Origin of the sequence: Limnobacter sp. CACIAM 66H1 (assembly GCF_001601825.1) — a bacterium.
GTDB lineage: Bacteria > Pseudomonadota > Gammaproteobacteria > Burkholderiales > Burkholderiaceae_B > Limnobacter.
The window spans coordinates 90,385-99,229 of sequence record NZ_LUJK01000004.1 but is presented as its reverse complement, the minus strand read 5'-3'; the positions used below and the strand labels follow the sequence as shown (position 1 = coordinate 99,229).

Annotated in this window: 8 protein-coding genes and 1 pseudogene; 7 read left to right on the top strand and 2 right to left on the bottom strand. The window is 54.3% G+C overall.

What is annotated here, in order from left to right; all coding sequences use genetic code 11:
- Positions 1-475: pseudogene (locus tag A0129_RS02320) on the top strand (hypothetical protein); the annotation flags it as partial.
- Positions 476-590: 115 nt separating this feature from the next.
- The gene (locus A0129_RS02315) at positions 591-1,418 is read left to right on the top strand and encodes a hypothetical protein (protein WP_291712066.1); all 828 of its coding nucleotides are present in this window, start codon (positions 591-593) and stop codon (positions 1,416-1,418) included.
- Positions 1,419-1,501: 83 nt separating this feature from the next.
- On the opposite strand, the gene A0129_RS02310 is transcribed toward A0129_RS02315, so the two are convergent.
- Both A0129_RS02310 and A0129_RS02305 read right to left on the bottom strand, forming a co-directional pair.
- Positions 1,502-2,575 (bottom strand): 2Fe-2S iron-sulfur cluster-binding protein, encoded by a 1,074-nt coding sequence (locus tag A0129_RS02310; protein WP_291712064.1) that lies wholly within the window; start codon positions 2,573-2,575, stop codon positions 1,502-1,504.
- Positions 2,576-2,587: 12 nt separating this feature from the next.
- Complete coding sequence (locus A0129_RS02305; protein WP_291712063.1) at positions 2,588-3,790, bottom strand: alkane 1-monooxygenase; 1,203 nt, start codon at positions 3,788-3,790, stop codon at positions 2,588-2,590.
- Between the two features lie 180 nt (positions 3,791-3,970).
- Here A0129_RS02305 and A0129_RS02300 point away from each other — a divergent pair, with 180 nt between their 5' ends.
- The 5 genes from A0129_RS02300 to prmC all read left to right on the top strand — a co-directional run bounded on the left by A0129_RS02300 (position 3,971) and on the right by prmC (position 8,753).
- On the top strand, positions 3,971-4,612 hold the full coding sequence (locus tag A0129_RS02300; RefSeq protein WP_291712061.1) for a TetR/AcrR family transcriptional regulator: 642 nt from the start codon (positions 3,971-3,973) through the stop codon (positions 4,610-4,612).
- A gap of 131 nt (positions 4,613-4,743) precedes the next feature.
- Positions 4,744-5,487: a response regulator transcription factor gene (locus A0129_RS02295; protein WP_291712060.1), complete on the top strand. Its 744-nt coding sequence runs from the start codon at positions 4,744-4,746 to the stop codon at positions 5,485-5,487.
- A 54-nt stretch (positions 5,488-5,541) separates the two neighbouring features.
- Complete coding sequence (gene hemA / locus A0129_RS02290; protein ID WP_291712058.1) at positions 5,542-6,810, top strand: glutamyl-tRNA reductase; 1,269 nt, start codon at positions 5,542-5,544, stop codon at positions 6,808-6,810.
- The gene (gene prfA / locus A0129_RS02285) at positions 6,811-7,893 is read left to right on the top strand and encodes a peptide chain release factor 1 (protein ID WP_291712057.1); all 1,083 of its coding nucleotides are present in this window, start codon (positions 6,811-6,813) and stop codon (positions 7,891-7,893) included.
- Positions 7,890-8,753 (top strand): peptide chain release factor N(5)-glutamine methyltransferase, encoded by an 864-nt coding sequence (gene prmC, locus A0129_RS02280; RefSeq protein ID WP_291712055.1) that lies wholly within the window; start codon positions 7,890-7,892, stop codon positions 8,751-8,753. The genes prfA and prmC overlap by 4 nt, the downstream gene beginning before the upstream one ends.
- The last annotated feature ends 92 nt before the right edge of the window (positions 8,754-8,845 follow it).

Genomic DNA, 8,845 nt, shown 5'->3' with positions numbered 1-8,845 from the left:
CGGCCTGCTGGCTGGTGGCATCCCAGGCGCACCTGCACTCCCAGGCCTGCCTGGTGGTGACGAAGGTGAAGGCCCAACAGGCACACCTCTGGACGCAGTATTGGCTCCATTGGCTGGCCTGGCTGAAGGTGGCTTGCCAGAACTGCCAGGCCTGCCTGGTGGTGACACTGGTGGTGAAACACCTGCACCTAACCCAGATGCCGGTCCGATTGAAAGCGCAGCCCAGCAGTTCGTGGATGCAGCTCCAATCGAGATGATCCCAACAATTGGTCAACCAATTGAAGACGGTATCATCACTGGTGCTGCTGCACTGGACGGCCTGCTGGCTGGTGGCATTCCTGGCGGTGACACAGGTCTGCCAATCCCGACAGATCCTACTGCACTGACAGATCTGCTGGGCGGCACCGGCTCACCACTGGGCTCACTGCCCGGTGCAGACGATCTGCCGACCATTCCAGGTCTGCCAACTGCATAATCTGCATACTGGTCAATAAAAACCCCTCTCCGGAGGGGTTTTTTATTTGAATCCAAATCTTGGTTCAGCATAGTAAAACTAATAACTTTACTGACAATCCAACGGACATCAACTTATGAGCACGGCACCTCAAATCGGCACCATCGCCTCAAAAACTGACAAGCTACTGGTTCAGCGCCAAGGCGAGCAACTCACCTTGCGTCAAGGCGATGCAATTTTGGCTGGTGATGTCATTCAGAACAAAGACCTGGTCGCCGTGGACATCGAACTTCCTGGGCAGGCTGCTGGCCAAGCCGACTCACTGGTGACCTTGGCGCCGGAATCAGCGGCTCAAATCGCCACAAGCTCCGGCGCTGAAGGCGGCGTGATAGAAGTAACCTCCTTAACCGAAGGCGTCGAACTTTTCGCGGTCAGTGAGGGTACGGATGGTGCTGTTTTGCTTGCCGATGCTGGCACAGGCTTTAGTGGACTGGTTGGTGCAGGCCTGCTTTCGGCGGGCTCTGCAGGCGGCGTCAGCGGTATCGCCACTGCAATTGGCGGCGGCGTCGGTGTTGCTGCACTGGCCGCCTCTTCCGGGGATGATACCAACGTCCAAGGCTCTGCCTTTACCGATGTGCGAGTGGACAATGGCGACGAAACGACAGAGCCTGTCGACGACACTGAAAATCCCGACGAAAGCGAAAATCCCGACGACTCAGAGAATCCAGAAGATCCCGAAAATCCGGAGGAACCGCAGGAGCCCACAGATCCTGTGGACGAGGGAACCACTGGCACACCTTTGGACGCCGTGCTTGACCCTTTGGCTGATGCACTTGGAGGCACCCCCTTGTCGGTGATTTCCGATCCCTTGTTTGATGCTTTGGGGTCCCTCCCAATCGGCTCAGCACCCAACCCTGCAGATTCATTGCCATTGGACGCCGTTACAGGCAACTTACTAATCTGAGTGAGAGTTTCTGACATAAAAAAGGCCACCGAGGGTGGCCTTTTCTTATTCAATCCAAGTGAATCACTTACGACTTGCGCCAATCACTCGAATTTGTCATAGCGAATGTTCTCAGCCTTCACGCCCAAGTTTGAAAACTTCGCGATCGCAGCATCAATCATCGCGGGGGGTCCACACAGGTAAGCCTGTACCTGCGGCCAATCCAATTCAAGCTTGTCAAGTTCGTCTGTGACATAACCACGCGCACCGTTCCAGCTTGAATTGGCCGGCTCCTCTGACAACACCTGCTTGAAGTTCAGTGAACCTCGCCAGCCCTGCTGAATTCGACTGATCTCTTCACTGGCATAAAGATCGCGTTGAGTGCGTGCACCAAACAGATAAACCGCGTCGCGCGTTTCACCCGCCCACTTGGCCTGTTCCAGCAAGCTCAAAATAGGCGCCATACCACTGCCGCCCGCCACACACACAATCGGTGCAGGCTTTTCACCCTGCGCCGGGCGCAAGTAGAAATCACCAAACGGCCCGCTCATGCTCAGCCGGGTTTCCTGTCTGTTGGCCGCAAACAACCATTCAGTGAACTTGCCACCTGGCACCTTGCGAACATGAAAAACCAGTTCATTGGCTTCCTGACCTTTCGGCGCCATTGCAAAGCTGTAGTTACGTGACAAGCTGAATTCTTCAAGTCGAATTTCTGCATACTGCCCTGCCTTGAAGGGCATGGGGTCATCCAGCGCAACCCGCAATTCCACAATGTCATGGGTCAGGTCTTTTTGACCAACAATCGTTCCGCGAGTCTCAACCAAACGATCACCGCCCGAGGTCAACTCCACTTCGATTTCGAGGTCAGTTTCTGGAATTGACTGACATGCCAGAATCATTCCGGCCTTCAAATCCTCAGCACTCAATACGTAACTGGAATCGGTCAATTCGCGCACCTTGCCGCTTTTCAGTTTGCACTTGCATTGGGTACAACTGCCCACTCTGCAATTGTGGGGAAACCCCAAACCGGCAGACAAGGCCGAATTCAAAATCACCTTGCGGCCTTTTTCCACCTCAAAGCTTTGGCCCCCAGGCGCAACACTTACCTTGTGGGTCACTTTGCCTTTCTTGCCCGCCGCTACACCGCCCTGCAATCCGAACCATTCAAGCAATTTCATGATTCCCTCCTTTTACGCAGCAGCGCGATTCAATTGTTGGCTGGCCTGTTGCGCCAGCTGGGCCGATTTCAAGCCTTTCATTCCGCTTTTCACACTGGCCTCAATCGCCAGTTTTTTCTCTTCCGGCGTGGCGAATGTTTCATCCCAGTGATTCAACAAAGGTGTCATCACCTTCTTGTAAAGCGGCGGCACCAAGGCCAACAAAATGGTACCCAGATAGCCAGTGGGCAGCATGGGCGCGTGGCGGTAGCTTCGCAGGTTCCAATACTCCTGGTCGGCCTCGGCATGGTGGTGCGAATGGCGAGTCAGCGCGTACAGCAGGGCAGTCGACACTGAAGCGTTGGTGTTCCAGCTGTGGCGAGGTTCCACCTTGTCTTCCGGACGACGAACAATCCCGTAATGCTCCATGTAATTCACGATTTCAAGCAAGGTTTTACCACCCGCACTCATGATCCAGAACATCACCACCCCAGCCCATCCACCGATGTAGTACGAGGCAGCAAACAAGCTCAAGCTCATCAAATTGCCACGCATCATGCGGCTGTAAATCGGGTTCCAGACTGACTGGTTGAACTTGGCCAAACGCTGCTTCTCCAGCTTCCAGGCCGACTTGTATCCACCAATCGTGCTTTTCAATACAAAGCCATACACATTCTCACCGCGCTGCGCGGTGGCAGGGTCAGCCGGCGTACCCAAATTCTTGTGGTGTCCGTACACATGCTCAATCGCAAAAGATGCGTCGCAAGTGAACGCCAGCATCCAGCGACCCAGAATCATATCGCGCATGCTGTAGGTGCGATGGGTCAGCTCATGGCCGACATTCGTGCCACCGGCACCGAACAGGAATGCACCCGCCACCGCACCCACAAACCATTGGTACCAAGTAGTGTCTGCCTGCAACTGCACGCGGTCATAGCCAAATGTGTTTTTCATGAATGCATCGATGCCCAGCACATCGACCGGCGCCACAGCCCAGGTAAAGCAAAGTGTTACCCACATCAAGATCGGCAAGGTCAACCACAACATCAGGTTCAGAAAAAACTCGCCTTCCATCCTAGGCTCACTACGATCATCTGGAAGCAGAATATCGCCCAAAGCCACAACAAGCACCAAAGCGGCGATGCCGGTGTACATCCAAGGACCGCCCTGCATCATGGCATGCATCACGCCAATCGCAATCAGCGGAAAAGTGGTGAATTTGAGGTAGTGCAACATAGGTGGTCTCCCGTCATGAATGCCCAATAGTTGTTTTTGGAAGGGCAAGTTCTATCCCGATGAAAATCATGTTAACGATTGTAAACATACTCGTCAATACCCATCCCCCTAAAATTGGATAAAACTTCAAAATCAAGGATTCATAACAGATGTTCGGGTTTTCGCTATAATCGATGGCTTATGACCTCCTCCGCATCCAATATCCACGGCCGCACCCGGCTTATTGAAGCTGCGCTGAACCTGAGCTATCACCGGCGAAGTTTCTCCAGCCTCGGCATTCGCGAAATCACGCGCGAAGCCAAACTGTCCGCGCCTGCGTTTTACAGACACTTTGAAGACCTGGCCGATTTGGGCACCGCCGTCATTCTTGAAGTTGAAAAAGCAGTACTGGAAGCATTCACCGAAGTACGCATCAGCACCGCCAAAGAAGCGGATCTCGACATTCGTCCTATGCTGGTCAAACGTTTTTTTGACTGGGCAGCCGAGAACCCAAAACCGGTCGTGGTGGGCGCCTCAGAAGCTTTCGGTGCCCTGGAACGAATGCGCGACGGGCTCAAAAAAACAATTCGCGCAATCAGCGAAGACATCTGCAGTGACGATCGCATCGCCGCCCTGCTGCCCGGTTTGCCCAAAGAAGAAATGATCGAGGTGCTGGAAGTACTCGCTCAGAACGTGCTGTTCATGGCCGTAGAGTATGTAGAAAAGCCCGACCAGCGTCAGGCCATCTACGACAAGGCACTACGCATCGTGGCTGTCATCTTTGCTGGCGCCCACGCCACACACGCCATGAAGCTGGAACAGGAAAACACCCACAACACGTGATTGATAAATTGGGCGCTCGCTCAATTTAACAAAAAAGCAACATTGTGTTTCCTATCCTGTTTAAACGATTAAACTGTCAACACACAAATTAACATTGTGGTAACAAATATTCCGAAACAGGAGCCACACCCATGCGCATCGCCATCCTCGAAGACGACCTGACACAAAGCGAAATGCTGCGCTGGGTGCTTGAATCGGTCAACCACAAATGCCATTGTTTTGCCACTTTCAAAAGCTTTCAAACGGCCCTGTACCGCGACAGCTTCGACTTGGTGCTTCTGGATTGGGTGTTGCCCGACAGCTCTGGCCCCAAGGTCATGCACTGGATTCGTGAAACCCTGCACATCAAGGTGCCAGTGTTGTTCATCACATCCAAAACCGACGAGGAGAACATTGTTGAAGCGCTGAATGCCGGCGCTGATGACTACATGATCAAACCCATACGTCGTGGCGAACTGATTGCCCGGGTCAATGCCCTGCTGCGTCGCGCTTATCCTGAGTTAACCGCGCCGGAAGTATTTGAAATCTCCGACCTGGAATTTCATCCAAAATTCTCGACCATTGTGCGCCATACCAAGCGCGTGATCATGACCCAAAAAGAATTCGACTTGGCCCTCTTGCTGTTCCGTAACCTGGGCAAGCCGCTGTCACGCTCGCATATTCAGGAAAGCGTATGGGGGCGCGACACCGATCTACCTTCGAGAACCATGGATACTCACATCTCCCGAGTTCGCTCCAAATTGGCTTTGCGGCCCGAGCAAGGCTTCCGTCTGACCCCTGTATATGGCTTTGGCTACAAACTGGAACAGGTTGATCACGAAGGCAAATCTGCTGATCTGGCAAAAATCAAACGGCAACTCGCTGAGAACGATTGAGAGAGTATCCGCCATCGCGGGTTATAATGAAGGGTTTTCCGCCCAGTAGGTATTATGGAGCTTTTCGCAGTCGGCCTGAATTATCAATCCGCACCGCTCGCACTTCGCGAGCGTTTGGCGTTTCCGGCCGAGCAATTGCAAGAAGCACTTCGCGCGCTGGCCCAGCGCGTTCAAGCCCCCGAGGCAGCCATTCTCTCAACCTGCAACCGCACTGAAGTCTATTGCGCAGCCAGCAACATCGAACAACTGAAAGTCGACCTGCTCGAATGGCTAGCAGTCAACCGCAACATTCCCACCACTGAACTGGGCCCACATTTGTACATCCTTCCCCAGCAGGAAGTGATACGCCATGCATTCCGCGTGGCCAGTGGCCTGGACTCCATGGTGCTGGGCGAAGCACAAATTCTGGGTCAAATGAAACAGGCTGCACGAACCGCCGAAGAGGCCGGGACGCTTGGCCAAATGCTGCACCAGCTGTTTCAACGCACCTTCTCCGTTGCCAAAGAAGTGCGTTCACACACCGAAATTGGCGCCCACTCAGTTTCCATGGCGTCGGCTGCCGTAAAACTGGCGAGCCGAATTTTTGGAGACCTCAGCAAGCGCCATGTACTGTTTATTGGTGCCGGCGAAATGATTCAGCTGTGCGCCACCCATTTTGCGGCCCAGAATCCAAAAAGCATCACTATTGCCAACCGGAGCGCCGAACGCGCGCACCAATTGGCGCAAGCCCATGGCGCCCAGGTCATCGGGTTGGCTCAGGTGCCAGAGCAACTCGCCAAATCGGACATCGTCATTTCATGCACCGCCAGCACCCTTCCGATCATTGGCCTGGGCATGGTCGAAGCCGCGTGCAAAAAGCGCAAGCATGAACCCATTTTCATGCTCGATCTGGCAGTGCCCCGCGACATCGAGGCACAGGTCAGCAAACTCGACGACGTATTTCTGTATTCAGTCGACGACCTCAGTCAAATCGTGCAGGAAGGCCGAGAGCAACGGGCCGCCGCCGTGGAGCAAGCCGAGGCCATCATTGAATCCCAGGTACAAGGCTTCATGCGCTGGATGAGTGAACGTTCACTGGTCCCCACGATCCAGGAAATTCACCAGAAAGCCGATGACATTGCGCAGCTTGAACTTGACCACGCCCGCAAGCAACTGGCCAAAGGCACACCTGCGGACGAAGTGCTGCAATTAATGGCCCACCGCATGAGCGCAAAATTCATGCACGGCCCCATGCAAGCGCTTCACCACGCCAGTCCGGCCGAACGGGAAGCCCTGCTAAAGTGGCTACCTCAGCTATTCAACATCAAAAACACCGACAAATAGATGAAAGACAGCATGCGGAACCGGCTAACGCGCCTCGCCGAGCGCCTTGCCGACCTTGAAGAATTCTTGTCGTCCCAAAACGCTGCCAATGACATGGCGCAGTTCAAGGCCATCACGCGCGAACGCTCTGAATTGCTGCCCGCCACCGAACGCTTTGCAGAATACCAAAGTATTGAAGCCGACTTGAATACCGCACGGGAATGGCTTTCCGACCCCGACATGCGCGACATGGCCCGTGAGGAAATCGCGCAAAATGAAGCGAAACTTGCGCAACTCGAAGCCGATCTTCAACGTCTGCTGCTGCCCAAAGACCCGAACGATCATCGCAACGCCATGCTTGAAATTCGCGCTGGCACCGGTGGTGACGAATCCGCGCTGTTCGCAGGCGACCTGTTTCGAATGTACACCCGGTACGCGGAACGCCAGGGTTGGCAAATCGAGGTCATGAGCGCCAGTGAATCGGAACTGGGTGGCTACAAAGAAGTGATCATTCGCCTGGTTGGCGACCATGTGTACAAGCACCTGAAATTTGAATCAGGCGGTCATCGAGTGCAACGTGTTCCTGCCACCGAAAGCCAAGGCCGCATTCACACTTCGGCCTGCACTGTAGCGGTGATGGCTGAACCTGACGAAGCAGAAACCGTTGAAATCAATCCGGCTGATTTACGAATCGACACCTACCGTGCCAGCGGAGCAGGCGGTCAGCACATCAACAAAACCGATTCCGCCGTTCGCATTACTCACTTGCCCACAGGCCTGGTGGTGGAATGTCAGGACGAACGCAGCCAGCACAAAAACAAGGCCAAGGCCATGAAGGTACTGAATGTACGCCTTCAAGACAAAATCGACCGCGAACGCCAGGCGGCTGAAGCCAGCGAACGCCGCAGCCTGGTGGGCTCCGGCGACCGGTCCGAGCGCATACGCACCTACAACTTCCCGCAAGGGCGAATGACCGACCACCGAATCAACTTGACCCTGTACAAACTCGACTACATCATGGATGGGGATCTAACCGACCTGATGAACGGTCTGACTGCATTTCACGAAGCCGAATTGCTGGCCGAAATCACCGCCAAAGAATGAGCACACTGCCCAAGCCCACCATTGAATCGGTGTTGCAGCAAACGCGCGAAGAAACCGGGCTTGCGCCCAGCGAGCTGCGGATCCTGATGACCCACATCACCGGGTTTGACCGGGTCAATCTGGTGACCAAGGGTAACCGCGAATTGCCAATGGACCAACTCAGCGCCTTCAAATCACTGGCCGCCAAAAGGCAGCAAGGCGAACCCATCGCCTATTTGGTACAACAAAAGGAATTCTATTCACGCCCATTTTTCGTCGACTCAAGGGTATTGATACCCCGCCCCGAAACCGAAGAACTGGTCGAACATGCCCTTGGTTTTTTGCAAAGCAAATCGACTGAAAACCTGCTCACGCGAGTGCTCGACATTGGTTGCGGCAGTGGTGCCATTGCGGTGTCACTGGCGCTTGAAAACCCAATACTTGAGGTGACGGCCACCGACATTTCTGCAGACGCGTTGTGGGTGGCCCAATTCAACGCCAATGAGCTGGGTGCGAAAAACATCCGGTTCGTTCAATCTGATCTCTTCGAGAATTTGCTGAATCAAACACCGTCCTTGGCATTCGACCTCATTTGCAGCAACCCGCCCTACATTGAACAGGGTGACGAACACCTCTCACAAGGCGATCTGCGTTTCGAGCCCCAGCAAGCCTTGACGGATGGTGGCGACGGCCTGCGCTTTTACCGTGAAATTGCCCAACACAGCCCTAGCCTGTTGCGTGCAGGCGGCGGCGTGCTGGTTGAACACGGCCACCTGCAACAGGAGGCCGTGAAAGCCCTGTTTTCAAAGGGGCCTTATGTGCATGTTCAAGGCCTGTCCGACCTGGCGGGCACTCCGCGCTTTGTGTTTGCCCACATCTAATTTGCAGGGCAAATGCGCGCAAGGCATTGAAAACGAGCGTTTTATACCCACTTCCATTACACTACAGGGTTGTAGCAATTCATCCAACTGAA

Excerpts from the sequence above, each read along its gene's own strand:
- A0129_RS02315 (WP_291712066.1), top strand. The coding sequence starts at position 591 with ATGAGCACGGCACCTCAAATCGGCACCATCGCCTCAAAAACTGACAAG.
- A0129_RS02310 (WP_291712064.1), bottom strand. The coding sequence starts at position 2,575 with ATGAAATTGCTTGAATGGTTCGGATTGCAGGGCGGTGTAGCGGCGGGC.
- A0129_RS02305 (WP_291712063.1), bottom strand. The coding sequence starts at position 3,790 with ATGTTGCACTACCTCAAATTCACCACTTTTCCGCTGATTGCGATTGGC.
- A0129_RS02300 (WP_291712061.1), top strand. The coding sequence starts at position 3,971 with ATGACCTCCTCCGCATCCAATATCCACGGCCGCACCCGGCTTATTGAA.
- A0129_RS02295 (WP_291712060.1), top strand. The coding sequence starts at position 4,744 with ATGCGCATCGCCATCCTCGAAGACGACCTGACACAAAGCGAAATGCTG.
- hemA (WP_291712058.1), top strand. The coding sequence starts at position 5,542 with ATGGAGCTTTTCGCAGTCGGCCTGAATTATCAATCCGCACCGCTCGCA.
- prfA (WP_291712057.1), top strand. The coding sequence starts at position 6,811 with ATGAAAGACAGCATGCGGAACCGGCTAACGCGCCTCGCCGAGCGCCTT.
- prmC (WP_291712055.1), top strand. The coding sequence starts at position 7,890 with ATGAGCACACTGCCCAAGCCCACCATTGAATCGGTGTTGCAGCAAACG.